We start from the raw sequence: 26,387 nt of genomic DNA on the forward strand, positions 1-26,387 counted from the left end.
ACAGGCTACTTGACCGCCGCTGCGCACTTGGGGCACAGGGTCGGATGCTCGCTGTCGCCGCCGATCTCCTCGTCGTAGTGCCAGCAGCGCTCACACTTCTCGCCAGGCGCGGCACTGACCCCGATCCTCAGCCCGCTTACCCCTTCCGCTGCCGGGTAGTCGCCGGCCCCCTCCTCCACCAGATCCACCCGTGAAACGATGAAAATCGTGGACAGTTCTCCGGCATACTCCTGCAGGAACGACAGCAGCCCAGGCTCGGCCGCCAGCGTCACTGCCGCGTCCAGGGAGTGACCGATGGTCTTCTGCACCCGGGCCTGCTCCAGGGCCTTGGACACATCGCCCCGCACCGCCATGATCCGGGCCCACCGCTCCACCAGGGATTCATCCTTCCACTCGGGGCGGAACTCGGGGAAGGTTGCCAGGTGGACGCTGGATTCGGACCGCTTCGGCATGTACCCCCACACCTCGTCGGCCGTAAAGGAGAGAACCGGGGCCATGAGCGTGACTAGGGATTCGAGCACCAGGTACATGACGCTCTGGGCGCTGCGGCGCTCCGGGGCATCCTTTCTGCTCGTGTAGCGCTCCTTGATGATGTCCAGATAGAAGGCGCTCATCTCCACGGTGCAGAAGCCGTTCACCGCGTGGTAGAGAATATGGAACTCGTACTCGTTGTAGGCTGCGGCGACCTTTTCCTTCAGCACCTCAAGCTGGTGCAGGGCCCACCGGTCCAGTTCGGTCATCCGGTCGTAGGGGACCATGTCCACGTCTGGATCGAAGTCGTTCAGGTTCCCCAGCAGGTAGCGGCAGGTATTGCGGATCCGGCGGTAGGCCTCGGCCAGGCGGGTAAGGATTTCCTGTGAAATCCTGACGTCGTCCCGGTAGTCCTGGGCGGCCACCCAGAGACGGAGGATCTCGGCGCCGTATTTCTTGATCACTTCCTCCGGGGCCACCACGTTCCCCACCGACTTGCTCATCTTCCGGCCGGAGCCGTCCACCACGAAGCCGTGGGTGAGCACCTCACGGTACGGCGCAACCCCGCGGGTGCCGACGGAAGCCAGAAGCGACGAATGGAACCAGCCCCGGTGCTGATCGCTCCCCTCCAGATACATGTTGGCCGGCGAGCCCAGTTCGGGGCGGTTTTCCAGAACCGCGGCGTGGGAAACGCCGGAGTCGAACCAGACGTCCAGAATGTCCATTTCCTTTTCGAAAGCGCTCTTGCCGCACTGGGGGCAGACAGTCCCCGGTGGGAGAAGCTCGGCGGCCTCCTTCTCGTACCAGAGGTCGGCCCCCCCCGCCATGAAGAGATCGGCCACGTGATGCATGGTCTTGCCGTCGGCCAGGATTTCGCCGCACTCGGTGCAGTAGAAGGCGGTGATGGGTACACCCCAGGAACGCTGGCGGGAGATGCACCAGTCGGGACGGTTCTCGATCATGCCGTGAATCCGCTCCCGCCCCCACTTGGGCACCCAGGATACCCGGTCGATCTCCGTGAGGGCCTTCTGCCGCAGGTCGTTCTTCTCCATGGAGATGAACCACTGCTCCGTGGCCCGGAAGATGATCGGCTTCTTGCACCGCCAGCAGTGGGGGTAGGAGTGCTCCACGCTCCCCTGGCCCACCAGCGCACCCACTTCCCGGAGCTTCTCCATGACTGCGGCATTGGCGTCAAACACGAACATGCCGCCGAAGAATTCCAGGCTCTGGATATAGCGGCCCCGGTTGTCAACCGGGTTATAGATATCGAGCCCCTCCACCAGGGCCAGTTCGTAGTCTTCCTGGCCGTGGCCGGGCGCGGTGTGGACGCAGCCGGTACCCGCGTCCAGGGTCACGTGCTCACCCAGCAGAACGATGGAATCCCGGTCGTAGAAGGGGTGTTTGCACCGCTTCCGGTACAGGATATCCGCCCGGAAGGTGGCGATCACATCCCCTTGCACGCCAGTGGCGGCCATGAAGGCGTCCTTCAGTCCCTCGGCCACCACGAGCACCTCGCCGCCGGTCTCCAAGGCCACGTAGTCCAGCTCCGGATGGAGGGCAACGGCCAGGTTGGCGGGAATAGTCCAGGGAGTGGTGGTCCAGATGACCAGCGACACCCTCTTTCCGGCCAGGGCCGGCACGGCGCCGCCGATATCGTCCTGGAGGAGGAACTTCACATAGATGGAGGGAGAAGTCTTGTCGGCATACTCCACCTCGGCCTCCGCCAGGGCCGTGACGCAGGAGGAGCACCAGTGGACCGGCTTTTTCCCCTTGTAGAGGCCGCCGTTCTCGGCAAAGCGGGCCAGTTCCCGGGCGGTGATTCCCTCGTAATCGTAACTCATGGTGAGGTAGGGACGATCCCAGTCGCCCAGGACCCCGAGCCGCTCGAATTCCGCCCGCTGGACATGTACGAACTTTTCGGCATACTCCCGGCATTGCTTGCGCATCTGGAGCTTGGTGGTCTCGTGCTTTTTCGACCCCAGGTTCTTCTCCACCTGGAGCTCGATGGGCAGGCCGTGGCAGTCCCAGCCCGGCACATAGGGGGCGTCGAACCCCTGCATCCGCTTGCTCTTGAGGATGATATCCTTGAGGATCTTGTTGAGGGCGTGGCCGATGTGGATATGGCCGTTGGCGTAGGGAGGCCCGTCGTGGAGGACGTACCGCGGCTTGCCCTTGCCCGCTTTGGCGATCGTGCCGTACAGGTCGCCCTGCTGCCACGCGGCGAGGATCTCCGGCTCCCGCTGGGGAAGGTTGGCCTTCATGGGGAAATCGGTGACCGGCAGGTTGAGGGTGCTCTTGTAATCCATTGGTTCCTCCACGTTCGGATATGCGCGCCCCGCCACGGCGGGAAAACGTCTAACGCTACTCACAAACCGTCGAAAAGTCAAGCATTGGTACCGGAGAACGAAACCATGCGGCCGTGCCGTTGACCGCAGGGAGTAGTGAAGATAGAATGGTGATACCTGTCGCTGCTTTACTGTTTTGTGCGGTATGGATGGAGGTTAGCGAATGCTTAGACTGTTGGCGGGGAATATCGCGCTGGCTGCCCTCGCGGTCGCGGCAACCGGTGGAACGGCGACTGCTGCCACGCCTCCCGCCGCCGGATCGGGATGCGTCGGCTGCCACGGCAACCCCTCGATCATGAAAAAGCTGGGCTATCCCCACTTCACCGTCACCCCTCAAGAGGTCAGGGCCCAGACCGGCATGCCGGCCGACTGCCACCTCTGCCACGGCGGGAGCCCCGATGCCAAAGAGAAAGACAAGGCCCATGCCGGCATGGGACGGCTCGTGGCAGTGCGGAAAAAGGGGCTCACCGGAGAGACGGTCGAGCGAAAGCACCCCCTTTCCCTGGGCAGCAACCCCATGGAGCGGATCAAGCTCATGACCGACAAGGCCGGAACCGCCGCGCCGGACCAGAGCGTAAGCATCATCCTGTGGCAGGACAAGCGCACCGACACCCTGTCTCAGGACTTCGGGCGCATGGAGAAGAGTTGCGGAGCCTGCCACGCGCGGCAGTTTGCCGAGTTCACCAGGAGCACCATGGCCCGTAACGGCAAACAAAGCGCCTACCGCACCTGGACGGACCGGGAGCGGGGCCCCCACAACTGCGGGGCTTGGTTCGGCGACAACCATGAAGCCATCGCCGCAAATACGGCGGCCCCCTTCGATCGGGCCACCAACGCACTCAACCAGCGCCAGTGCAATACCTGCCACGTGGGATGTCTCGACTGCCACTACGACCCTCAACCAGCGGACCCCGCCGACCCGAAAAAGGGAATGCACGGCTTCCGCAGAACTCCCCCGCCCGAAAGCTGCTACGGCGGAGGCAGGGGGCAGACCTGCCACGCGGGGCCCGAGGAACGGCGGCGCGGGGCGGGATATTTCGGCGGCGTCTATGCCAACCCGGAGGGGGCGCCCCCTGATGTTCATCTGCAGGCAAAGGTCGCCTGCCTCGACTGCCACGAGTCGAGCCGCAACGGCAACGGGCTGACCCACGCCATGGTGAAGCGCCAGGCGGCCTGCGACCGGTGCCACGGGGCAATCGTGGCCAGTCACGGGACATCCGTTCATCGTACCCTTACCTGCGAGGCCTGCCACGTGCGGAATGTGGGCGGCTACCAGGGGACCTACTGGGGGCCGGGAATCCTGGGGGGAATCGGCACGCCGTTCTTCAAGTACAAGGAATACTATGGGATCATGGACGATCCGATCCTGATCCGCAACCAGAAAGGGCGGTGGATTCCGGTAAAGCCTTACCCCATGGCCGTGATGAACGTGAAGGACGCCGGACTCAAACCCGGCCTCCACTGGCGCTGGCCCGCCACGCTGCCCGATCTGGAGCGGACCGACGATGCCTACGGCTACGTGGGCCTCGTGGGTGGCCTGCCGGAAAACAACAAGGCGCTCCTCTGGATCCAGATGGACAAGGTCTCTCACAAGTACGGCCCGCCCCGGCCGTGCGACTCGTGCCACGGTGCTGCCGACGGCGCCCAGCGCCGGGAGGTGGACTGGGATTTTACCGATGCCGGAGCCCTTCCTTTCAGCGGCAGCCATACGGTGGTGGCCGATGCCAGGGGGCTCGCCATCCACAACATATCGACACAGGAGCGGATCGAGACGACCGCGGGCACGACCGTCTCCAGCTTTGCACCCTGGTTCTACCTGAAGAACGCGTGGACCATTCCGGGCGATTTCTCCCTGCCGACCATCGGGGATCGTACCCGGTACGAGCGGTTCAAGGACAACCGCGACGTCGCCCGTAACGCCGGTATAATTCACCGCTGACCGCCACGAGAGGGTCAACGAGGACTCCATGACCACACCGACACCAATTCGCATGCTGATTCTTGAAGATTCCGAGGACGATCTCCTTCTGCTGCTGCGCGAAGTGCGCCGCGGGGGAATCGATCCCGCCTACGAGCGCGCCGACAGTGCCGCAGGGCTTCGCCGAGCCCTTGATGCCGGGGAATGGGACGTCATTGTTTCGGATTACAACATGCCCCAGTTCGGGGCGCTCCCCGCCCTGGACATCGTAAAAGAGCGGGGCCTCGACGTTCCGTTCATCATCGTGTCGGGCAAGATCGGCGAGGATCTGGCCGTTGCCGCCATGAAAGCGGGCGCCCACGACTACCTCATGAAGGGCAACCTTTCCCGCCTCGTCCCCGCCATCGAGCGGGAACTGCGCGAGGCTGACGAACGCCGGCGCCGGCGCCAGGCCGAAGAGGCCATGCACGCCCAGTTCAACCAGATCAGTACCATCTTCGACTCTCTCAACGCCCTGGTCTACGTTGTCGACATGAACTCCTACGAGCTGCTCTACCTGAACAAGTTCGGCGCCCAGCTCTTCGGAGAAGCATGGGAAGGCCGGACCTGCCACGACGTGCTCCATGGTGGCCGGTCCACCCCCTGCGACTTCTGCACCAACGACAAACTGATCATGGACGGCAAAGCGCTCCCCCCCTACATCTGGGAGTACCAGAACAGCATCAGCAGCCGCTGGTACCAATGCATCGACAAGGCCATCCGCTGGACCGACGGACGCATGGTCCGGATGGAGATTGCCATCGACATCACCGAGCGCAAAGAGATGGAGCGGATGAAGGACGAAATGATCTCGGCAGTCAGCCACGAGATGCATACCCCCCTCACCGCCATGATGGGCTTTACGGAGTTTCTGCTGGAGAACGAGGTGGACCGGGACCTGCAGAAAAATTACCTGAAGACCATCTACCGGGAGACCGAGCGGCTCAACGAGCTCATCACCAACTTCCTGCAGCTCCAGCGGCTCAAGGCGAGCATGGTCAAGTTCCGGATAACGCCTGTTGCCGTCGGACTGCTGGTGGCGGATGTCGTCTCGCTCTACGCCGCCGCCTCCAAGAAGCACCGGATTGTAGTCGAATGCCCTCCCGACCTGCCGCCGGTACGGGGGAACGAGGAGCAGCTCTACCAAGCCATTTCCAACCTGGTGTCCAACGCCATCAAGTACTCCCCCGACGGGGGCGACGTGACCATCGGCGCCAGCGCCGCCGCCGACATCGTAACGCTCTGGGTCAGGGACCAAGGGATAGGAATCTCTCCCGAATTCCAGGAAAAGATCTTCGAGCGCTTCTTCCGGGTCGACAACAGCGACCGGCGCAAGGTGGGCGGGGCAGGCCTGGGCCTGACCCTCGTACGGGAAATCGTGGCCACCCACGGCGGCCGGAGCTGGGTGGAGAGCTCGCCGGGCAAAGGAAGCACCTTCTTCATCTCCCTGCCGGCCATGACGTGAACCGGCGTCAGTGTGACAGCCAGAGGTAGTCGGCGTCCTCCACGGAGATCGCCCCGTTCTGAACCACCGGATCGGGAAGAACCACCCTGCTGGCGAGACCGGGCTTTTCCCGGTCGACCTGGACCGGCATCCCCCCCCGCACAGCATGCCCGCTGCCGGTGATGACCACAACGGTCCGGCCGGGATTGTTTTTCAGATACTCGACCAGGTGATAGGCCATTGACTTGTTCCAGAGCATCTGGGCCTCGCAGAAGTTCTTGAAAGTCTTGGCGCTGGTATCGTGATCCGAGTAGGAACGCCGGATCATGGCCATGTACGCATCATCCACGTCACAGGTGATACTGGGGGGGAGCTTGCGGCGCTCCTCGCGCGACAGGGACTCGAACCCCTGGCGGGCAACCTTGCGGGTTACCTCCCGGGGGACATTGAGGCCAACGAGGGGGATGCGCCTGTCCCGGGCAAACAGCAGGATGTCGCCGTACAGGGCCCAGGGGAAGTTCCAGTTTTTCAGGTAGATCTGTTGAAACAACGCCGGATCGGTTTTCCCTGCCACCCAGCGGTCCAGCTCCTCCTGGCTTTCGTACGTGAACATCTCCATGGCAATGGCCAGCGGCACGCCGGCCCGATGGAGCTCACGGACAATCCTGAGCTGAAGGTCATGGTGATAGGGATTGTCGTGAGTCTCCCCCACATAGATCACCTTGCCCGCCTTTAGATCCCGCAGCATCTCCTCGAAGCTGATCTCCTTGCGATCCTTGATCCGCACGATCAGATCATGACTGAAGCAGGTACGTGCCACCACCGCAGTGAGGGCCAGCACCAGCGCAATGCCGGCGAATGTTCCCAATCGCTTCATGCTTCCTCCCGAATGACGTCGCGTCATCCTATCTGTCAACCTGCCGGTCAAACGTTACCACGCTGGTTTCGCTGAGCGCCGGGGGAGTTTCCTTCACCCGGTTGTCCCCGCCCGAAAAAACGAGCACCCCGTAGCGCCCGTAATGGGTGATCTTGAGGGCTGCCGCACCGGCGGCAGCCGGGGAGAGGGAATGAAGGAACGCCGTTACCCGGCCCGGCGCGTCGGGCCGGTTGGCGACCGCGAAGAGCATGTCGCCGGCTCCGGCATATGTCGTGCCGTCCACGACAAAGGTGCCGGCAGACGCTGAAACGCCGTGGGGCAGCGGCGACCGGATACCAGTCGTCCCGGGAACGCCGCAAAAAAGAATGTCGCGACCGGCCAGGGCCGCGGCATTGAGCTGGTCCTGCCGGATCAGCGGAGCCTCCGCCTGGCCGAGAGAGCGGAGAAGAAGCGCCAGAGTATCCCTGTCAGCACCGCAGCCGGGCGACGTCACGACCGTCAGGGCCATGCTCCCCTTGATCCTGTTCACCGTTGCCGGGAGTTCCTCCGGTGATAGAAGTCGAAAGGTATCCGCCTCGGGATCGAGCGTAACCCGCTCGGGCGGCCCGCTCACATCGACCGTAAAGGCAGTTCGCCCCCTCGTTGGCTCCACCAGAATGTCCCGGGACGTGCCGCCGGCGTCCACCCGCACCCGCACCCGCCCAGGAAACGCATCACCCACCTGCCGGACCACCCCGCTCACGAGCCAGCCATCCCCGCCCTGCCGCCGCTCCACATCGGTCAGGGCGAGTCGGGGACCGCCGGTCCGTTCAAGCCACGGGTTCATGAACGAAACCATGTCGCGGCCAGAGGCGCGGGAAAAGGCCAGGGCGAAATCGTCCCAGGATGCCGCCTTGAACCGGAACTCACGAAAAACCTGCCTGAGGGCGCCGAAAAAGGCATCGTCACCAATTTCCCGGCGGACCATGTGAAACAGCATGGATCCCTTGCCGTAGCCGATGGTGCGGGAGGCCGGATCGACCCGTCCCATGAACCGCCGTAGCGGGAAATCCTCTCCTGGGGACACCAGCGAGGCATAGTCGGCCAGGAGGCGGTAGCGGTAGTCACGCCCATCCCGGGCCGACTTCCGCTCTTCCAGCAAGTAGTCCGCCAGGTAGGTGACGAGTCCCTCGGACCAGTTGCCCTTCTCGTAGGCCACCAGCACGCCGTTGCCCCACCAGCAGTGAGCAATCTCATGGGGGAGGCTCGTATGGACGATGAAGGGAAGCCGGATGACCGTGCCGCCGATGAGGGTGTAGGACGGGAAACCGTAACCGGTGGGGAAGAAGTTCTCCACCACGGCGAATTTCTCAAAGGGATAGGGGCCGAATTTCTCCGCGTAGAACCGGAGGTAGCCGGCGGACGCCTCAAGATAGCGGTCGGCGAGCACCGCGTTTTCAGGGTAGAGGTAGGTGTAGAGAGGGATGCCGTCCACGTTCCGCTCGGCAACCACGTAGGAGCCCGCCGACAGCGACAGGGCCTCGGCGGGATGTTCCTCCTCCCAGACCGAGGTGGTGACGCCGCCGGCCGTTTCCCTGACAGCGCGCCGACCGGCGGTCACGGCCTCGATGCCCGCGGGAGCCTCGACGGTAACGATGCGGCGGCCCGGCGGAGCCGCCGGTTCCGGATACCAGCCCGCGCCGCTGCCGAGATAAGTCCCCCGCTCGGCAACCACGGCGTTCACCCCGTAAGAGGGGTCCTCCGTCACGACCGGCCGCTCCGGGGCCGGATCATTGAATATACAGCGGTAGGCAACCGTCACCCGTCGCTCGCCGGTGCCCGCGGACAGATTCAGCCGGAGCGTCCCCCCCTCCCTGCGGAAAGGGATGTCGCGGCCGTCCAGGCGCACGGCTTCGAGCCTGGCCGCGCCGTTGAGGGCAAGGCTGAACTCCCCGGCAGCACCGGGGGCGAGATACAGGGTGCTTTCACCGACGACGAGATGCTGCGGCGGCACGAGCCGCACGGCAATCTCCTGCCGGACGACGCGCACTTCTCCCCGTGCCGAACAGGCGACAAGGAGCATGGCGACCAGAATGGCCGAAAGGGCGATGTAAGGTTTCATGGTCAACAACTATACCATCAAACCGGCCGATACCAAGGGCTGCCCCGGAAGCCCGCCCCGCCGCATGACCGGAACCGCGGGGCGGGGAGACATTCCTCCCGGATCAGCTACGGTCCGGCGTTCCCCTCCTGCTTCACATAGCGGTACGTTGCCCGTTTTTCACCTGCCAGGGCAAGGATATCAGCCCGCGACGCCTTCCAGACGCCGTCCTCCCGAACGAGGCGGATGGCCCGCGTCACGTGATTGGTGCCGCCCGGTCCTCCCTCCAGGCCGAAGCTGGCCCGGACGGAGACGGAATCAGTGCCGCGCACCATCACCCGAACCTCCTGCATCTTCTCCCAGCAGCACGCCGGTCGGCGCGAGGCTCCGGCAAGGCGGCGCGCAAATGCTTCGCGACTCCCGCCCCCGGTGATGCTCGTCCGTTCGTAGAGGGCATCGTAGTTACCGTCGCGCCAGAGATCGAGGATCGACTCCAGGGCCAGCCGTACCTCTGATTCGGCAACCGGCGTCGCCTGCCGAGCCGCGAAGGCGTGAGTTGTCGCGAGCACGGCCGTCAGAAACAGAGTCAGTCGAATGAGCGTCATGAAATCCCTCCATGGATTAATGTGCTCTCACCATAGCGAATCTCCCGCCCCCCCGCAAGCCCTTTCCCGACCCGGCATGGGACAGGCGGCCACGCATCGTTACAGTCGCCTGTCCACGGACGCCGCCACGAGCCGCAACTTTGCCATAAGCGCGTCGAATTTCTTCGGCTTGAGCGACTGGGGCCCATCGGACGACGCACGCTCGGGATCGGGATGCACCTCGATCATGAGCCCGTCCGCGCCGGCGGCAACAGCTGCCAGGGCCATGGGTGCCACATAGTGATAGTTTCCGGTGCCGTGGGAAGGATCGGCAATGACCGGCAGATGGGTCATCTGCTTCAACACCGGAATGGCCGAGAGATCCAGCGTGTTGCGGGTGGCGGTCTCGAAGGTGCGGATACCGCGTTCGCAGAGGATAACCGACTGATTCCCTTCACTCATGACATACTCGGCGCTCATGAGGAACTCCTGGATGGTCATGGACATGCCCCGCTTGAGGAGCACCGGGCGCCGAAGCTGCCCCACCTTCTTGAGCAGGGCAAAGTTCTGGGCATTGCGGGCTCCGATCTGGAGAATGTCGGAGTACTCGGACACCAGTTCGGCCGTCTCGGGATTGACCACCTCGGTCACGATGGGGAGACCCGTCTCCTCGCGCGCCTTGGCCAGCAGCTTGAGCCCTTCCTCTTCGAGTCCCTGGAAGGAGTAGGGAGAGGTGCGCGGCTTGAACGCTCCGCCCCGAAGCACCTGGGCGCCGGCCGCCTTTACCGCCCTGGCCGTCTCGATAATCATGGCCTCTCCCTCGACCGAACAGGGACCGGCCATGACAATGACTTCAGGGCCGCCGATGACCACGGTATCCGTAATGGCGACAACACTCGGTTCGGGCTTCACCTCCCTTGATGCCAGCTTGTACGGCTTCAGGATCGGCACCACGCTCTCCACGCCGTGCATGGATTCGACGCCCTGAAGGACCAACTTGCCCCGCTCGTCCCCCACGGCCCCGATCACGTCCCGCGTGGTGCCATGGATGACATGGGGCTTGTAGCCCAGCTCCCTGATCCGCCTGATTACCTCGTCCCGGTCTTTTTTTGCCGCTCCCGCTTTCATGACGATGATCATCCCTTCCTCCCGTGGTGTCCCGAAAGACAAAAGGCCGGAGGATTTCTCCCCCGGCCCAGTGGTGCTGCAGTATTGGTCTTGAAAACTGAAAAGCCGGGGGTGGTTTCCTGTCCACCCTCGGCTTCCGGTTTAGTGTATGGTGTGTGCTTCCCCTACGACAAACCCCTACCCTGGGCAGACGGCCTAAAATAAAAGCCGTACCAAAAGTAAAAGCTCTCGTAGAAGTAGAAGCCCGAATTCATCATGAATCGTATAGTTGCCGATCCGGCAGGACATTGTCAAGCATTAATTCGTAATGGATACGCCATTGGTTCGATTTCTGCTTTATTCTTTCCAGGTGCCTCGTCGCAACGGGACATTAACGCATTTTCAACCACTTAACCACGCACAGCCGAACAAGACACTCACGACTGAGACCATGCCGAGGCAACCGGTGGTTATAGTTTAGGCACCCGTGACGGCCCGGCAGGAAGGAGCATCCAGACATGAGAACAGCTCAATCGGGCGACATCGTCTTCATTCACTACATCGGTACCCTGGACAACGGCAGAATCTTCGACAGCACCACCGACGAGGCGCCACTGCGCTTCACCATTGGCAAAAACGAAATCTTTCCCGCCCTGGAGCGCCAAATCATCGGCATGCGGCCGGGCGAGGCCAGGAACATCCTGATCGCCGCCGCAGACGCCTATGGTCCGCGCCGGGCGGAAAACATGCTGACCCTGGGGCGGGACTCCTTCCCCGCGGACCGTCCCATCTCGGTTGGTCAGAAACTGCGCCTTGAGTTCAACGGCAGCGCCGAGCGGGTCATGCTTGTGGTGGAGGTGACCGACGCCCATGTGGTTCTGGATGGTAATCATCCCCTGGCCGGTTGCGACCTGACCTTTGCGCTCCGGCTCGACGGAATCGAAAACGCCTGAGCGGGCTATGGTCCGGCAACGGTGACCGCTCGATTAATTCGTTGCCCGCCGTCGGCAGCTGTGTTAACTGTTTCACCGGAACAAGGAGAAGACGATGGGAGCTCTACGCTGCGTCGTCGGCCCTGAATCGGTGAGAATGCTGCAGTTGGGGCATCCCTGGATCATAGCCGACGCCTATACGAAAAAGTGGCCCGCCGGCTCGGCCGGCGATCTGGTGGAACTGGTGGATGCCTCGGGGCGTTTTCTCGCAACGGCCCTGCTGGACCCGGGCGAGCGCATTGTGGCGCGGGTACTGGGAGGGAAAGGACTCCGCCTTGGAGAAAGGTGGCTGGCACAACGGTTGGAAGACGCCCTGGAGCTGCGGCGGTCCCATGTCCCCCTTGAGGAGACCGATGCCTACCGGCTTGTGAACGGCGAAGGGGACGGTCTGCCGGGCATCACGGTGGACCGCTACGGCGACTACCTGATGGTTCAGCTTTACTGCGGGGGGTGGCGACCGCACCTGCCGGAACTGACCCGGGTGCTGGCCGGGGCCCTGAAACCGGCCGGCATCTATGAAAAAACCCGCCCCCGCAACACGCGGGAGCTGGAAGCGGTTAGCGACACCAAGCGTTATGGGCGGCTCCTGGCCGGGACATCCGCACCGCCACGGCTGCCCGTGCGGGAAAACGGTCTGACCTTTCTGGTCGAACTGGAGCGGGGTCTGAACACCGGCCTTTTCCTGGACCAGCGCGCCAACCGCCGCCAGTTAATGGCCCGGACCGCCGGCAAGCGGGTGCTCAATCTCTTCGCCTATACCGGCGCCTTTTCCGTGGCAGCCGCGGCGGGCGGAGCGAGCCGCGTGACAAGCGTGGATGCCTCTCCCACCTACACCGACTGGGCAAAGGCCCATTTCGAGGCAAACCGCCTCAATCCCAAGCGCCACGAATTCATTGTGGGCGACTGCATGGACACCCTGGCGGAGCTCGCCCGCCGGCAGGAGCGTTTCGACATCGTCCTGATGGACCCCCCTTCCTTCTCAACCACGTCGAAAAGCCGCTTCACCACGCGCGGCGGCACCTCTGACCTTGTTGCCGCTTCGCTTCCCCTGCTGGCGGAAGGTGGGCTCCTGATCACCTCATCCAACCACCAGAAGGTGGATATGGCCGACTACCTCAAGGAATTGCGCCGCGGAGCGCTCCAGGCAGGCAGCACCGTGCGCGTGATCTCCCTGGCCGGCCAGCCTGAAGATTTCCCCTACCCGGTCACTTTTCCCGAAGGGCGCTATCTGAAATATGTCGTCAGTGTCAAGGGAAGGACGTAACGGGTGCGTTACGTCCCGTGGGCTATCGCGGGGCAAGAGAACCGGCGGGTGCAGGACCGACAGGGCACATGAAAAGTCGCACCCAGAAGGGGATTGCGGGCGGAAACTGGTCGGAGGTAATGCTAGGGCACCCGGACGATTACATCCCCCGGCCTCACCGCCCCCCCTGTCAGAACCCGGGCAAAAATGCCCTCCTTGGGCATGACGCAGTCGCCGGCCTGATAGTAGATGGCACAGCGGGTGTGGCATTCCTTGCCGATCTGGGTGACTTCGAGGAGCGTCTCCCCCACCGTCAAACGCGCCCCCACCGGTAGCGCCGGCAGGTCGATCCCCTCGGTGGTGATGTTCTCGGCAAAATCGCCGCTATCCACGTCGAGCCCCATGGCCCGCATCTTGTCGATGCTCTCCTTGGCCAGAAGGCTCACCTGGCGGTGCCAGTCGCCGGCATGGGCGTCGCCCACAACACCGTGGTTCTCCCGCAACTCCACGCCCGTCACCGGCGTCTTGCGCTCCCCCTTGTTCCTGCTGATACAGACGGCAACTACTCTCGCTGACATGAAACCCTCTCGTTGTGGTGCTTCCGGCACTGTTATCCGCCGATCTTCGCCATGGAAAACGCCTGGTGCTCCGCTTTGCATGCGCTCATGCCGTGGCGCTCGGGCTTGACCCCCACGATTCGCCGCAGCGCCTCCTGAAGGATAATCGGATCGCTGGTTTCGAGGAACGGACGCAGGTCGAACCCTTCATCCGAGAAGAGACAGCTCTTGGCCATGCCGGTCGAGGTGACCCTGACGCGGTTACAATCGCCGCAGAAGTGCCCGGAAACGGCGGTTATCACGCCGAGTGTCCCGGCAGCGCCACGAATCCTGAAATCCCTGGACGGTCCGGCACATGCCCCTTTCTCCACCGGCTCCAGCTCGTACGATGCGGAGATCCGGTCGAGGATTTCCCGGCCAGGCACCGTCAGGGACTGCCAGTTGTTCTCCCGCGTGGCCGGCATGTACTCGATGAAACGCACCGTGCAGGGACGGTCAATGGTGAGGCGGGCAAAATCGGCCACTTCACCGTCATTGACACCGCGCATGACCACCATATTGATCTTGGGAGGAGGAAAACCGGCCGCGTCGGCGGCGGCGATGCCGTCGAGCACCCGTTGCAGCTCTCCGATCCTGGTGATGGCCCGGAAGGTGTCGGCCCTGAGCGAGTCAAGGCTGATGTTGAGCCGCTGGACACCCGCGCTCCGGAGATCGGCCGCCATCTCCGGCAACAAGAGACCATTGGTAGTGAGGACCAGCTGCCGAAGCCCCTCAATGGCGGCAATGCGGGCCAGGAACGGCACGATTCCCTTGCGGACCAGGGGTTCGCCGCCGGTGATCCGGATCTTCTCGATGCCTATGGCAACGGCGGCCCGGGCAATGCGGAAAAGGTCCTCGTAGGAAAGGATGTCGCCATGGGCGAGCTTTTCCACCCCCTCGGCCGGCATGCAGTAACTGCAGCGGAGATTGCACCTGTCGGTGACCGAGAGGCGGAGATAGTTGATGCGGCGACCAAAGCTGTCAATGAGTTCCATGGGAAATCCAGGCGAAAAGGTACGACGTTGCATTTTTGTTACTATAGCAGAATGACCCGTGATAGAGGTGAGCGTATACGGAACCGTCAACTCCGTTGCGTAAGAAACCGCTCCTCCACGAAGTCTGCCACCTGCTTCGGATCATTCAGGTCCAGGACCGGCACGTCCAGCTCCAGGGGCTCGTCGCTCGCCACCGCCAGCAGCGTCGGGTCATGCTGCTCGCCCCGGCAGAGCAGCGTTGTGCTCCGCTCCCGGCGGTGTACCTCGATCTTGGGAAGGCCGCTCTTCTTGAACCCCTCGGTTATGATGATGTCAACATCGCCGAAGTAGGTGGCGATCAACTCCTCGATGGGCGGAGAAACCTCGTGCTTCTTCACCACGGCCAGCTTTTCGGGCGAAGAGATGAGCATTGTGTCAGCCCCGGCAGCAGTAAGGCGATAGCTGTCCTTGCCCGGGTGATCGATATCGAAGCGGTGGGCGTCGTGCTTGATGGCGCCGACCCGATAGCCGCGGGACTTCAACTCGGCGATGACCTTCTCCAGAAGCGTGGTTTTGCCGGTCCCGGACTTTGCCACGAACGATATGGCCTTGGCCATTGGTGCCTCCTCCCGTTGCCTGATGTGCTCGAACTCTGATGGCGTATTGACATTGACGAACGTCCGTTCCGGGGCAGCGAGACCGGCCAGTTCCGCCATCGTAACCTGACGGGTCCGCACCTCGGGGTAGAAATCGTAGATTCGGCAGTTTCCCTGCCGCAGCATCCGTTCCACCGCCGGAAGACAACCCGTGCCGTACACGGCGAAGAGGGGTTCGAATCCTCCGTCGGTGCGCGGCACCACCACGTCGTAACCTGACCGCAGGGAGCAAAGATGCGCGATTACCCGGGAATCGGGCCACGGCACGTCACATGCCGCAACGAACACGTACGGCGTCCCGGCCCGGGCGAGGCCCGTGTGGAGACCACCAAGGGCGCTGCCGGGGTGAATATCGGAAATCACCTCTACACCGAACTCCCGAAAGCGCTCCCCCCGGTCGCCCACCAGCACGGTCCGGGCAAAAACCCGGCGGAAGGCTTCGATCACTCGCGCCACAAGAGGCGCACCACCCAGGGAGAGGAGAGCCTTGTCACGCCCCATGCGGCGGCTCCGGCCGCCCACGAGGATTACGCCGGTCACGTCGGAGAGGAGAGCATTGTCCATGAACGGATTGTACGGGGGCGACGGTCGAAGAGTCAAAGGGCAATGTAGAATACGGCGCCCCGACCCTCTTCGGCTTCGGCCCAGACCCGTCCGCCGTGGCGGCTCACAATCCTGTGCACGGTAGCCAAGCCGATGCCGGTCCCCTCGAATTCATCGTCCCGGTGGAGCCGTTGGAAGGGCCGGAATAACTTGTCGACATACCGCATGTTGAAACCGGTGCCATTGTCCCGGATGAAGCAGGCAGTAACACCGCCTACCTCTGCCGTGCCGAATTCGATGAGTGCCCGGGGGCGCATGCCGGTATACTTCAAGGCATTGCCCAGCAGGTTTTCCAGAGCGATCCGCAGCAACTTCCGATCTCCCCGAACAGTGACGCCGGCGGCAATGGCAAACTCCACCGAGCGGGCTGCCTCCCGCTGCTGCAGCTCCTCCGCCACCTCAGCCACCAGGGCGCTCAGATCAATCTCCTCCCATACCAGTTCGCTGCGGGTTACCCGGTACAGAGCAAGCAGATCGTCGATCAACTCCCCCATCCGCACCGCTGCCGCGCCGATCCGGGAAAAATAGACCGGAGAGGGCGGCGGGAGGCGGTCGTCGCACTCCTCACGGATGACGGCGCAATAGCCGTTGATGGCCCGGAGTGGTGCCCGGAGGTCGTGGGCAACGGTATAGCAGAACGCCTCCAACTCCTGGTTGGCAACCTCCAGCAGGGCAGCCTGCCGTTGTTCCCGGGCCAGGTGCTCGGCGTTGTGAATGCTGATGCCGATCACCGGCGCAATCCCCATAAGGAGGCTCAGGTCGCTCTGGAGCAGCGGCCTGCCGGTGCGTATCGTATCCACCGCCAGTACGCCGAGGGATTGCCCCTCGCAAACAATGGGGCAGCTGATGAAGGAACGAATGCCCAGCCGGCGGCCCAACTCCCGATGCAGCGGCGGGATGAGATGATTAATCTCATCAAGGTCGTTCACCAGGAATGGCTTCTGGTCGAGGAACGAAGCGGCCACGACGCCGCGGGGACCGACGCCGTCCAGCGCAATGGGCGTTTCGTGCATGACCCGCCGACCCGCCTCGTCGAACCCGTAGCTGGCCAGCACCCTGAGAGCGCTCCCGCCGGCATCGGCCATCATGATCACGCCCCGGTCGTAGTCGAGCCGCTTCTCCAGTAGGACGGCAATAGCGGTCAGAATGTGCTCAATATCGCTCTTACTGCTGACCACCTGCCCGATTTCACTCACGAGCAGCGCATTGTCGCTGTTTGACTGAGACTGGCCGAGCAGCTTTTCGGTAGAATCCCGCAGGTTGTCGACGGCCGCGCTCAAATCCTTGTTCTCGGCCCGCTCGGCGGCAAGAAAAAACAGCAGGACCAGGGGAATGGCCACCGCTGCCACAACGGGGAACAGAGAGGGGCTCAGGAGAAGAGTGGCAAGCCCGAGGACCGTCCCGCCGAGGAGCCCCCAGCGGCGCACCGTCCGCCAGAGATCGGCATGCCCCTTAGGCCAGGAAATTATGTAGCGACAGACCCCTCCGCCCTGAAAAATGCACTCGGGATGCTCGATTTCCGGAAGACACCGGCTGAAGATAACGACAAGCGCCTCGAGGAATCCCGTGCGGTTGGCGCACTGGTATGGCCGCTCACTCACCCCCGGCCTGAAGCGAACCGTGACCTCGATCCTGTTGTCCCCGATCTTCCGGGACTCGAACGTCGACGACCGGGTGAAGAGGGCTGCCGTGCGGTTGAGGAGGGCATAGCCGAGGGCAGGCCCCACCAGTCCGAGGACGTACTGCCGTACAAGGCCGAGCGCTTCGGGCGATGCGGCGTAACGGCCCGCCTCGCGAGCGATGCCGGGGTTGCCGGTCATCCGCGTGAGCACCTCGTGAAAGCGATCCGCCTGCTGCTGGGTGAACCACTGGCCGGGGTCCGCGACCTCGTGCTCAGACATCCCGGCATGGCTGAGCACCTCATCGGTCCGAACGTGAGGATACCGTTGTGCGAGGAGCTTCAGATAGGTATCGAAGATCCTGCTGTTATAGAGGGGCGGGCTGTCCATCGATGACGCGCAACTCCGAAAACGCCGGCCGGATGATGGCGAGAGGAACGGCGGGGGTGTTGCGGTCGAGCTTACCGGAACCGGGGTATGCGGGCAAGCTTATTTTACCGGGCCGGGCTCCTTACCACCACTGCTCCGGATAGTGTCGGTGCTGGACGATATTGTTGGTGAAGAGGGCCACCGTCAGCAGGATCAGCGCACCGGTCAGCACCGGGTCCACGAGAAAGGAGAGCCCGGCGTGCCCTTGGACGCCGATCAGGGCCGTGGCGCCACCGGGTGGATGGATGGTGCGGGTGAGGTACATGAGAAGGGTAGCCGCCCCCACTGCCAGGGCGACGGCAACGGGACCGGACCCGAGCCAGGCCGTCACCGCCACCGCGGTAACGGCGGAAACCAGGTGTCCCCCCACCAGGTTGCGGGGCTGGGCGAAAGGGGACTCGGCGGCCCCGAACAAAAGCACCGCCGATGCGCCGAAGGAGCCGATCAGCAGGGGATGGCCCGCCATGCGGGTCACCGCCATTATGGCAAGAACCCCTGCCATTCCGCTCACGCACCCCCACAGGGCGTATTTGAACGACAGGGGAGGACGCTCCCTGTTCCTCCCCTGCCCTTTCATCTTGCCGGGTAACCGGGTGATCCGTTTTTTCAAGCGCGCACGGCCTCCATGCCTGGATCAATGAACGGCGCGATCAGTGGCCGTGGCTCACATGGGCATCGCCGTGGCCGTGAGGCGCCTTCGTCCCGGTCGGACCGCCATGGTGGGCGGCGTGTCCTTCCGCGGCCTGGTGGAGGCGCTCCACGTAGTGAGTGTACTCCACGTAGGCTGCCACGTACTTCCGGCCGGCCGCCACGCTCTCGTCCTTGTGCTTCTTCGCCTCGACAACCCGGTCGAAGCGCTCGCGGATACCGGCGGCAACCGCATCGGTGACGATCTTCACGAGTTCGGTCGATGACCCCGACGCCAGGGCCTCATCGGCCGCCGCCACCGGGGGCTCCACCGTGCCGGCGGGTTTGAGCCCGGTAAAGGGAGCCCCTTCTGCGGTCCGGTGGACCTTCACCAGCGAGGTGAAAAAGCGGTGCTCGGCCGCCTCCTTCGCCTTCGTCCCCTTCTGCGCTGCGGCTACGGCTTCTTTGAAGGAAGCGCGGACCGTGGGCTCATCCTTCTCCCGGACCCATTTGAGGACCGGGGTGACGTCGTTCTTCTTCAGGGCGATACGGGCATCCTGGATGACCGGGCCGTCCATGGTGTCGCAGTGGGCCCGGGCGCTGCCGGCGGACAGGGTGACCCCGGCGGAGAGAAGGGTTAGATAAAGGGCGGGGATAACAATGGTCTTCCTGTTCATGGTTCCGGTTCTCCTTCACGTCGTTGTGATGGGTGGAGACTGCCTCACTCTCTTTTCCAGAGCAGGGCGGCCGCCGCAACGAGCCCCCAGCAAAGGGCCTGTCCTGCGATGAAATACTCCATGCGGTTCCTTCTTTTCGCGCCTACGCGCTACCGGCCGGGCCGGTCGGCGCCGCAGCACCGTTCCAGCTCCGCCAGGCGCTCTTTCATATCCTTTTCCTTCAGCCAGCGATCGGTCACGTCGCGGATCACGGCGCCGCTGCCGGCCATGGTACCGGCCTCGTCGCGCACGAGCGCCATGGAGAATTCGGTGGACAGGCGACTGCCGTCGGCCCGCAGGGCCGGTGCCGTGAGCAGCTTGGTGCCATAGCGGGTCGTACCGGTCTCCATGACCCGGCGGTACCCTTCCCAGTGACGGGCCCGCAGGTTTTCGGGAATGATGAGGTCCAGGGACTGCCCCACCGCCTCGGCTGCGGCAAAGCCGAACATCCGTTCAGCCCCGGGGCTCCAAAGACGGATGACCCCCTCCCGGTCGGCGTAGACAACGGCATCGGGAACTCCCTCGGCAACCAAGCGGTACAGGACATCGTTCGTATCGTCAGCCATGCAACACCTCCTGTTCTCCCACGTTGAATGATAAACGGTACCCCGTCTTGGACGGGGGTCAAGCCCCTCCCATCCTCTCAGTGGCTCAGGTACGGCACCATGGGGATGAGCTGCCGGTAGTCCTCATAGGTAAGTGAGCTCTGCCAGGCGCCGGTGGCCATACCGGTGCCGATGCCGGCGGCGAAGAGGAGCAGCACCACGGCAGGGAACACCCATGCCGGGAGCGGCTGTCGCCAGAGGGGTGGCGCCATCCGGAGCACCTCCCGTTGGGGACAGCTGGCCACGCAGGTGAGGCAGCCGGTGCATTCGGCGGAGCGGATTGTCTCGCGCTCGTGGACCGGAAGCCCGGACGGGCAGGCCCTGGAGCAGCTGCGGCAGCCGGTGCAGCCGGCCGCGTCGCGCCGGATCTTGAAGGGACTCAGAAAACTCGCCACCCCCAACAGCGCGCCGTAGGGGCAGAGATAGCGGCACCAAGCGTTTTTGTAGAGCAGCGACAGTGCCGTGAGTACGAGGAGAGTCGCCACGGTGGTGCCCGACATCCGAGTAAAGAAGTGAAGCATCTTCACGTCGCTCACGGCCCAGTAGGGGGTTTCGAGAAAGGCCGCCAGGGCAAAGACCGGCATGTCGACCAGGATGATCTTGACGAAAAAGAGAAGCAGCAGGTACTTCGCCCCCCGCAGGACCCGGTCGAGCCGGGGCCAGACCCGGAAGTTGCGGCCAAAGAGCCGTTGTCCCAGCTTCCAGGCCGCCTCCGACAGGGTCCCCACCGGACAGAGCCAGGAGCAGAACGACTTCTTCGCCACAAGGCTCATGCCGACGATGGTCAGGAAGATGACCAGGGCTGCCGGGTGGACCGGGTTGATGGTGCCGGTGGCAAGCCAGAGCTTCGTGCCGGCCAAGGCACCGATGGGAAGAAATCCCTCCACTCCCGGCGGGCGGGAAATCAGCGGCGTTGCGCCGCCGGTCTCGAAGTGGCGGACAAAGACGCCGAAGCGGATGCCGATGACGACAACCCAGGCGAAGAAGCCCCACTGGACCAGGGAGCGCCAGAGGGTGATACGTGCATGCTGATGCCGATTGTTCATGGGTAGTGCCTCGCGCAGCAGCGGTACCGGAGCCGGCAGGGACTGATACCGGCCCCGGCCCCGCTGCCATCGTGACTACTTTTCCTTGGCCGCCAACGGGTCCTTGATCTCGTGCTCGGCCTTGAACATGAGCTTCTTCACTCCGCGGTTGTTCGTGTACTTGGCCAGCTCCAGGTCGACCTTGAGGGGAACCGTCACCCCGGCCTTGGCCAGGGCCTGCCGCAGGAACCCTTCGGCCTTGCCCGCGTGGGCAGCGGCGTCGCCCGTTATTCGCAGAGCTTCGGTGGGATTATGGAAACCGATCGAGTTCTCGGCGCCGATGAAGACTACCCGGTAGAACGCCTCTTCGTAGTGATCCCTGGCTTGGTCATAGAGGGCCTTGTCGATCTGCTTGCCTTCGGCCTGGGCCTTGTGGGCCATTTCGAAGAGCTTGGCCACGGTGGCAGTGGCGTATCCGGCCCGGATGAACTGGGACATGGTCCGGTCCTGGATGGCGTACACCTGATTACGGAGCCATTCGGGACTCTCGGCATGGCACTGCTGGCACGCCTTGAGATCGTTCTTGAGGGGGCTCATGACCCGGTGGTCGGAGACCTTGCGGGTGCCCACCTTGGTGTAGGGCATGTGGCAGTCGCTGCAGGCGACCCCCGCCTGCCAGTGGACACTGTTGTTGGAGAAGAGCTCGAACTCGGGGTGGCGGATGAAGGCGAGTTTGAAGCCGGTTACCCCTTGGGTCCACTCGCGGTTTGCCGGGTTGCTCCGCAGTTTTGCGATGATGTTCTCGATGGTAATGCCGCCATAGCTGCTGCCATCCCAGGGGAAGAACACATCGGTCGACTTCATGTTCTCGTCCTTGGGAATGCTGTAGGTGACGTGGCACTGGGCACAGACCAGGGTCCGCTTGTCCTGGGTGGAGAGCTTCTCCTGATCCACGCCGAGCTTTTCCAGGGCCTTGCCGAGGGTGAACCCCCGCGAGACCTTCAGGGACAGGTCATTGTTGTTGTGGCAGTCGATGCAGGCCACGCCCAGCATCTGGTGCTCCTTGGGGATCTGGGCATGGACTTCCTTGTAGGGTTTGGAGAAGTAGTCCTTGCCGAGGCGCTGCTGCAGGGCCGGCGCATAGGGGGTCTTGCAGGTGAGACAGGAGCCTCCCGCCTTGACTCGCCCCGGGTCAACTTCGAACTGGTCCCGCACCATGTGGGCATGGCCCCTGGGCTCCTTGTACTCCACGCCGAACCCCCAACCGTTGTAGAGGAGCGCCAGGAAGGGGAACTCGTCCAGCTTGTCGTAGAAAACGCCGTCGTCGTCATACCCCTTCTTGTACCGGCTCTTACCCGCCACGGTGGGCTCTTCGGTCTTTTTCCAGAGATCGTAGTGGACCGGGTAGGCCTTTCCCCATTCGGCCGGGTCGATGGTACCGTCGGGGATGGCGACCCTGCCGGCCTGTTCCACCTTCTTGGGGGCACAGCCGGCTCCGGCCGCCGCCACCGCTGCCGTTGCGGCCAGGGCAGTCACGACGGCCCAACGCTTCATGCTTCTCTTACTCATATCGCTCTCCTCTCCTGCGCTAAATGCATGCTCTGTCCCGGCCCGTCACCGGGTGGCCATGGCGCCGGTCAGCTTGTGCCGCAGCTGCCGGTGACAGCCCCAACACTGGCGGGTCCGGTCCATGGTGGTCACCGTCGCCTCGTGGCACCGGACGCAGTTCTGCTGGACGACTTTTGCCCCATGGGACGACAGCTTGATCGGATCGGGGACATGGCCCGAATAGAAGGCCACCACATCCTTCATGCCGTCGATGGATTTCCAGACGTAGTGCGCGACCGGATTGCCGTTGGGAAGATGGCAGTCCACGCACCTGATCCTCCGGTGGGCGCCGGCGTGGCTCCAAGCCTCGTGCTGCTCACCCATCACGTGGCAGCCGGCGCAAAATGCCGGCGACTCCGAGTGCTCCAGCAGCCGGGGCGGCCCCACCAGCGCGAATGCCGCTACCGCCACACCGGCAATACCAGTGATAATCGTGGTCGCCAGGACCTGTCGTGACAACGAGATTCCCATTCCATTCTCCTATCGGGTGCGGCGCCCGCTCGGCCTGCGGCGAGTACCGGCGGTTGATATTTAGAATACAAACCATTGGCGCGGATGGTTTGACTCAAGTCAACAGCTCGAACATTCACACCCGTCAACTGACGGCACCGGCATTGCCCGCAAAAAATGCACTTTTTCATAAAGAATCTGCTTTGGTTGCCGATGTAGATTAGTAGTGGTTCAGTGCCAAACCGTATGAAGGTTTCCGTCCAAAGGAGGTACTACCGTGTTTTTTGTATCGGGGATGAAGAAGCAGTTGGAGGAAAAAGACGCCGAGCTTGATGTGCTCAAGCAAATGCTTGAAAATGTGAAAAACATTGTGATGCTCTGCGATGCAACCCCTGAAAATACTATCTTCTACATGAACAAGGCGGCGAGGGAGCTGCTGGCAAAATACCGTGGCGACCTGAACGCCGGCCTGCGCGGGGCCGACGTGGCAGCAGCCATGGACCATTCCATTCACCAGTTCCACAAGGATCCGAACCGCGTACGCATGATCCTGGGCAAACCGGGCGAAATGCCCCATTCGGCCGAAATCCCCATCGGGGGAATAACGCTCCGCACCACATCCTTCCCCATCTGGGACAAGAAGAATCCCGGCAGGGTCAAATGCTACATGGCATGCTGGGATGACATCACCGCCGAAAAGGAAGTGGTGGAGCGCAACCATCAGGAGCTGCAGCGCAAGGAATATCTGGAGGAGCGGGTGGCCCAGATCGCCACGGCCATGGAAGAGATGAGCATGACCGTGACCGAGGTGGCCCGCAACACCTCGAACGCTTCCGATTCGGCGGTCCAGGTTGCCCAGAACGCCCACGAGGGTCAGGAAATCGTCAACCGGTCGGTCCAGGAGATGCAGAAGGTTGCCCAGATCGTCCGCGATTCGGCTGCCATCGTCGACTCGCTGGGGGGCAAATCGGAGAAGATTGGCGAGATCATCAACGTCATCAATGAAATCGCTGACCAGACAAACCTCCTGGCTCTCAACGCCGCCATCGAGGCGGCCCGCGCCGGCGAACAGGGGCGCGGCTTCGCCGTGGTGGCCGATGAGGTCCGCAACCTGGCGGTCAAGACCATGAACTCCACCAAGCAGATCAACGCCATGGTGGCCGAAATCCAGCGGGAAACCCGCCAGGCCGTGGGTTCCATCGAGAACGCCAAGCAGGAGGCCGAAGTGAGCGAAAGCCTCTCGCTCCAGGCGGAATCGTCGCTGGTGACCATCGTTCAGGCCATCGAGGAGATCAAGAACGTCATCACCCAGATCGCCACCGCCTCAGAGGAGCAGGCAGCCACCGCCTCGGTGATTGCCGGCAATCTGGAGGAAATCTCGCGCAACGGCTGACCCCACGCCTGACTCGCATATCAGAGTGTTACGAAACTGCCTGCAATAGCCCGCTTCTGCGGGCTTTTTTTTGCCCAGCCATCGAGGTTGTTGCCCCGCGACGGCGCATTGGTATATGGTTTTCCCATTGATCCAATGACGATTGAAAGGAGACTCCTCCATGGAGGCACTCGTGAACGGCATCTCCCTCGCCTATGACGACCAGGGCAGCGGTCCGCCCCTGATCCTGATCCACGGCTTTCCCCTCCAGAGAAAGATGTGGCATCCCCAGATCCAGGCAGTGACCGGCGCCGGCTTTCGCCTCGTGACCCCAGACCTGCGGGGTTTCGGCGAATCGGATGCCCCGGACGGACCTTACTCAATGGAGATATTCGCCGACGACATCGTGGCGCTCATGGATCATCTGTCGATCGGGCAGGCGGTCATCGGCGGAATGTCCATGGGAGGCTACGTCCTCATGAACCTGCTGGAACGCTACCCGGAGCGGGTTGCCGGGGCGTGCTTCATCGTGACCCGGGCGCCGGCCGACGACGAGGCGGGCAAGGCCCGGCGGCTGCACCTGGCCCAGGAGGTGATGAAGTTCGGGCCTCAGCTGGTGGCGGACGCGTTTGTGGAAGTCCTCTTCGCCGAGCAGAACCTCACGGAGCGGCCGAAACTGGTTGAGGAGGTCTACGGGTGGATGAGCGCCACCGATTCGCGGGGGCTTGCGGGCGGGCTCCTGGCCATGCGGGAGCGCACGGACTACGGCGCGCTTCTGGACCGGTTCCGGGTGCCGGCACTGGCCATCGGGGCCGAAGATGACCGGGCCATCCCGGCCGAATTCTCCCGGGCCATTGCCGCCGGCGTTCCGGGGTGCCGACTCTGTATCGTGCCCGAGGCAGGGCATCTGGCCAATCTGGAGCATCCGGGGGCCTTCAACGACTGCCTGCTGGAATTCCTCACCTCGCTCGGCAGCTGGTAGCGGACATGAAAAAGCCCGCGGGATGCGGGCTGGTGGTGCAACGTCAGGCACATGCGCCTCTCAGGGAGGGCACTTGCCGCAAACCGACCGGAACAGGACCGTGCTGAGATAGCGGTCCCCCCGGTCCGGCAGGAGCACTACGATGGTGCTGCCTGCCGGGGCATCCCGTGCCACCTGGACGGCACCCGCCACGGCGGCGCCGCTGGACATCCCCACGAAAAGGCCCTCGCGGGCGGCCAGCTCACGGGCCGTGTCGAAGGCCGGCTCGTCATGGACCGTCAGCTTCAGGTCCAGGGCCTCGGGGTGGTAGATGGGAGGCACGATGGCTTCCTGCATGTTCTTGAGCCCCTGCACCTTGTGCCCCAATCGCGGCTCCACGCCCACGATGCGCACGGAAGGCTTCTTCTCCCGGAAATAGCGGCTCGTTCCCATCAAGGTGCCGCCCGTCCCCATGCCGGCCACGAAGAAGTCGACGGCACCGCCGGTGTCCCGGAAAATCTCAGGCGCAGTGGTCTCATAGTGAGCCAGGGGATTGTTGGGATTGGCGTACTGGTTGGGCATGTAGTAGCGGTCCGGCTCCTCTTCCAGGATGCGGTGGGCCAGCCGGATGGCTCCGTCGGTGGCCTCGTCGTGGGGAGAGAGGACCAACTCGGCGCCATAGGCCTCCAGCACGGCGCGCCGTTCAAGGCTTACGCAGGCGGGCATCACGAGCTTGACCCGGTATCCCTTGACCGTGCCGAGCATGGCCAGAGCGATGCCGGTATTGCCGGAGGTCGGCTCGAGGATGGTCTTCTCCGGCACCAACTCGCCGGACTCCTCCGCCTTGGCCAGCATGTAGAGAGCCGGACGGTCCTTGACGGAACCGCCCACGTTATTCCCCTCCAATTTGGCCAGGATGCGAACCCGCGGATTCGGGTTCAGGTGTCGCAGCTCAACGAGGGGGGTGGCGCCGATGCTGCCGGCAAGCGAAAAAGGGGGATGCTCCATGGCAGGATTCCTCTAAACGGAAAAAGGTGCTTAATGCC

At 63.4% G+C, this 26,387-nt stretch carries 22 protein-coding genes; 6 read left to right on the forward strand and 16 right to left on the reverse strand.

The genetic code is table 11. The features are described 5' to 3' along the window. Window positions 1-5 precede the first annotated feature (5 nt). Window positions 6-2,777 carry an isoleucine--tRNA ligase gene (gene ileS / locus GS_RS15750; RefSeq protein ID WP_010943758.1) on the reverse strand — a complete coding sequence of 924 codons (2,772 nt, stop codon included), beginning with the start codon at window positions 2,775-2,777 and terminating at the stop codon, window positions 6-8. 202 nt (window positions 2,778-2,979) lie between these two features. On the opposite strand from ileS, the gene GS_RS15755 reads away from it, so the two are divergent. Further along, the gene (locus tag GS_RS15755) at window positions 2,980-4,755 is read left to right on the forward strand and encodes a cytochrome c3 family protein (RefSeq protein ID WP_010943759.1); all 1,776 of its coding nucleotides are present in this window, start codon (window positions 2,980-2,982) and stop codon (window positions 4,753-4,755) included. Between the two features lie 52 nt (window positions 4,756-4,807). After that, window positions 4,808-6,238, forward strand: coding sequence for a PAS domain-containing sensor histidine kinase (locus tag GS_RS15760; protein WP_235044921.1), 1,431 nt, complete (start codon window positions 4,808-4,810; stop codon window positions 6,236-6,238). 7 nt (window positions 6,239-6,245) lie between these two features. Here GS_RS15760 and GS_RS15765 read toward each other — a convergent pair whose 3' ends face one another. The 4 genes from GS_RS15765 to aroF all read right to left on the reverse strand — a co-directional run bounded on the left by GS_RS15765 (window position 6,246) and on the right by aroF (window position 10,898). Beyond that, window positions 6,246-7,094 (reverse strand): ChaN family lipoprotein, encoded by an 849-nt coding sequence (locus GS_RS15765; protein ID WP_010943761.1) that lies wholly within the window; start codon window positions 7,092-7,094, stop codon window positions 6,246-6,248. A gap of 28 nt (window positions 7,095-7,122) precedes the next feature. Next, window positions 7,123-9,195, reverse strand: coding sequence for a M1 family metallopeptidase (locus GS_RS15770; protein ID WP_010943762.1), 2,073 nt, complete (start codon window positions 9,193-9,195; stop codon window positions 7,123-7,125). Between the two features lie 107 nt (window positions 9,196-9,302). Beyond that, complete coding sequence (locus tag GS_RS15775; RefSeq protein ID WP_010943763.1) at window positions 9,303-9,779, reverse strand: hypothetical protein; 477 nt, start codon at window positions 9,777-9,779, stop codon at window positions 9,303-9,305. 99 nt (window positions 9,780-9,878) lie between these two features. Beyond that, entirely contained in the window at window positions 9,879-10,898 is a 1,020-nt protein-coding gene (gene aroF, locus GS_RS15780; protein ID WP_010943764.1) for a 3-deoxy-7-phosphoheptulonate synthase, read from the reverse strand. A gap of 485 nt (window positions 10,899-11,383) precedes the next feature. On the opposite strand from aroF, the gene GS_RS15785 reads away from it, so the two are divergent. Continuing rightward, complete coding sequence (locus GS_RS15785; RefSeq protein ID WP_010943765.1) at window positions 11,384-11,818, forward strand: FKBP-type peptidyl-prolyl cis-trans isomerase; 435 nt, start codon at window positions 11,384-11,386, stop codon at window positions 11,816-11,818. Between the two features lie 94 nt (window positions 11,819-11,912). Next, window positions 11,913-13,121 (forward strand): class I SAM-dependent rRNA methyltransferase, encoded by a 1,209-nt coding sequence (locus tag GS_RS15790; protein WP_010943766.1) that lies wholly within the window; start codon window positions 11,913-11,915, stop codon window positions 13,119-13,121. 122 nt (window positions 13,122-13,243) lie between these two features. Here the strand turns inward: GS_RS15790 and GS_RS15795 are convergent, their stop codons facing one another. The 10 genes from GS_RS15795 to nrfH all read right to left on the reverse strand — a co-directional run bounded on the left by GS_RS15795 (window position 13,244) and on the right by nrfH (window position 23,029). Further along, window positions 13,244-13,678 (reverse strand): MOSC domain-containing protein, encoded by a 435-nt coding sequence (locus GS_RS15795; RefSeq protein ID WP_010943767.1) that lies wholly within the window; start codon window positions 13,676-13,678, stop codon window positions 13,244-13,246. Between the two features lie 32 nt (window positions 13,679-13,710). Beyond that, window positions 13,711-14,691, reverse strand: coding sequence for a GTP 3',8-cyclase MoaA (gene moaA / locus GS_RS15800; RefSeq protein ID WP_010943768.1), 981 nt, complete (start codon window positions 14,689-14,691; stop codon window positions 13,711-13,713). Between the two features lie 86 nt (window positions 14,692-14,777). Beyond that, window positions 14,778-15,890, reverse strand: a complete 1,113-nt coding sequence (gene mobAB, locus GS_RS15805; RefSeq protein ID WP_010943769.1) for a bifunctional molybdenum cofactor guanylyltransferase MobA/molybdopterin-guanine dinucleotide biosynthesis adaptor protein MobB — start codon at window positions 15,888-15,890, stop codon at window positions 14,778-14,780. A gap of 32 nt (window positions 15,891-15,922) precedes the next feature. After that, complete coding sequence (locus GS_RS15810) at window positions 15,923-17,938, reverse strand: sensor histidine kinase (RefSeq protein ID WP_010943770.1); 2,016 nt, start codon at window positions 17,936-17,938, stop codon at window positions 15,923-15,925. Window positions 17,939-18,059: 121 nt separating this feature from the next. After that, window positions 18,060-18,587 (reverse strand): HPP family protein, encoded by a 528-nt coding sequence (locus tag GS_RS15815; protein ID WP_010943771.1) that lies wholly within the window; start codon window positions 18,585-18,587, stop codon window positions 18,060-18,062. Between the two features lie 40 nt (window positions 18,588-18,627). Beyond that, the gene (locus GS_RS15820; protein WP_010943772.1) at window positions 18,628-19,281 is read right to left on the reverse strand and encodes a DUF6448 family protein; all 654 of its coding nucleotides are present in this window, start codon (window positions 19,279-19,281) and stop codon (window positions 18,628-18,630) included. 149 nt (window positions 19,282-19,430) lie between these two features. Next, entirely contained in the window at window positions 19,431-19,886 is a 456-nt protein-coding gene (locus tag GS_RS15825) for a PAS domain-containing protein (RefSeq protein WP_010943773.1), read from the reverse strand. A gap of 77 nt (window positions 19,887-19,963) precedes the next feature. Next, a complete protein-coding gene (locus GS_RS15830; protein WP_010943774.1) occupies window positions 19,964-20,971 on the reverse strand; it encodes a 4Fe-4S binding protein in 1,008 nt (335 codons plus the stop codon). Between the two features lie 75 nt (window positions 20,972-21,046). After that, entirely contained in the window at window positions 21,047-22,519 is a 1,473-nt protein-coding gene (locus GS_RS15835; RefSeq protein WP_010943775.1) for an ammonia-forming cytochrome c nitrite reductase subunit c552, read from the reverse strand. A 45-nt stretch (window positions 22,520-22,564) separates the two neighbouring features. Beyond that, window positions 22,565-23,029: a cytochrome c nitrite reductase small subunit gene (gene nrfH / locus GS_RS15840; protein ID WP_010943776.1), complete on the reverse strand. Its 465-nt coding sequence runs from the start codon at window positions 23,027-23,029 to the stop codon at window positions 22,565-22,567. A gap of 256 nt (window positions 23,030-23,285) precedes the next feature. Between nrfH and GS_RS15845 the strand changes: the two genes are divergently transcribed. Both GS_RS15845 and GS_RS15850 read left to right on the forward strand, forming a co-directional pair. Continuing rightward, window positions 23,286-24,401: a methyl-accepting chemotaxis protein gene (locus tag GS_RS15845; RefSeq protein ID WP_010943777.1), complete on the forward strand. Its 1,116-nt coding sequence runs from the start codon at window positions 23,286-23,288 to the stop codon at window positions 24,399-24,401. A 160-nt stretch (window positions 24,402-24,561) separates the two neighbouring features. Then, on the forward strand, window positions 24,562-25,362 hold the full coding sequence (locus GS_RS15850) for an alpha/beta fold hydrolase (protein WP_010943778.1): 801 nt from the start codon (window positions 24,562-24,564) through the stop codon (window positions 25,360-25,362). Window positions 25,363-25,422: 60 nt separating this feature from the next. Here the strand turns inward: GS_RS15850 and GS_RS15855 are convergent, their stop codons facing one another. Next, complete coding sequence (locus GS_RS15855; RefSeq protein ID WP_010943779.1) at window positions 25,423-26,349, reverse strand: PLP-dependent cysteine synthase family protein; 927 nt, start codon at window positions 26,347-26,349, stop codon at window positions 25,423-25,425. Between the last annotated feature and the right edge of the window lie 38 nt (window positions 26,350-26,387).

The sequence above is a fragment of the Geobacter sulfurreducens PCA genome (genome assembly GCF_000007985.2).
GTDB lineage: Bacteria > Desulfobacterota > Desulfuromonadia > Geobacterales > Geobacteraceae > Geobacter > Geobacter sulfurreducens.